Source organism: Paenibacillus silvestris (assembly GCF_009882985.1).
Classification (GTDB): domain Bacteria; phylum Bacillota; class Bacilli; order Paenibacillales; family NBRC-103111; genus Paenibacillus_E; species Paenibacillus_E silvestris.
Map to the genome: position 1 here is coordinate 1 of NZ_WTUZ01000024.1, position 383 is coordinate 383.

A 383-nucleotide genomic window follows, 5' to 3' on the forward strand; every position below is an offset into this window, starting at 1 on the left:
AAAGCCTGCTTACGGCTCCCCGAGGCATTTCGTCGTTCGCCACGTCCTTCTTCGGCTCCTAGTGCCTAGGCATCCTCCGTGTGCTCTTTCTAGCTTAACCTAGAAAAAAACATTTGAAAATTTCGTGTAACCCGGAGGTTACACAACCTAAGTTCTTACTTTACGTTTTGTTTCGTTATCTAGTTTTCAAGGAACAAGTTATTGAAAGGATTAACCTTTCAAAACTGAACACGAGTGAGTAAGCGATTTGTGTGCCAAGCACACTTGACTGGGTCGTTTCAGACCCGAGTCTCCATAGAAAGGAGGTGATCCAGCCGCACCTTCCGATACGGCTACCTTGTTACGACTTCACCCCAATCATCTACCCCACCTTCGGCGGCTGG

2 rRNA genes are annotated in these 383 nt (G+C 47.5%); both read right to left on the reverse strand.

Annotation, left to right across the window (positions count from 1 at the left end):
- A 23S ribosomal RNA gene (locus tag GQF01_RS26405) occupies window positions 1-100 on the reverse strand; the annotation flags it as partial.
- 198 nt (window positions 101-298) lie between these two features.
- Window positions 299-383 (reverse strand): 16S ribosomal RNA (locus tag GQF01_RS26410); the annotation flags it as partial.